Origin of the sequence: Mesorhizobium sp. M2E.F.Ca.ET.209.01.1.1 (assembly GCF_004010375.2) — a bacterium.
In the GTDB taxonomy this organism is placed as follows: domain Bacteria; phylum Pseudomonadota; class Alphaproteobacteria; order Rhizobiales; family Rhizobiaceae; genus Mesorhizobium.
On the sequence record NZ_SADP02000608.1, the window covers coordinates 1 to 342 of the forward strand.

General features: G+C 68.7%; 1 protein-coding gene. It reads left to right on the forward strand.

Going from position 1 to position 342, the window contains the following annotated elements; all coding sequences use genetic code 11:
• On the forward strand, positions 1-342 hold a 342-nt coding region (locus EN852_RS37120; RefSeq protein WP_135879783.1), incomplete at both ends, for a hypothetical protein.

Genomic DNA, 342 nt, shown 5'->3' on the forward strand with positions numbered 1-342 from the left:
CGGCCGGCTCCGTGCTCACCTCCGGGCCGAATGCGCCATGGGTCTGCGTGCCAGGCACGACGCCGATGACCTGCACCTATCCGGTCACGACGCTCAACCCCGGCGCTTCCGTCAACCTCAAGCTCGGCTTCAAGCCGGCCGGAGGCTGGCAGGGCAGCGTGCTGCGCAACTGCGCCGCCTACAATTACGGCGCCAGCGGCAAGCCGTTGTTCGGCAGCCAGCTCAACGACCGCGGCTGCGCCTCGATCCCGATCTGCCGCCGTGGCGATCGCGATCCGCAGTGCCAGCCTCCGGTCGAGAAAAAGGTCGACCTGATCCTGAAGAAGCGCGCCCGCATCCCGG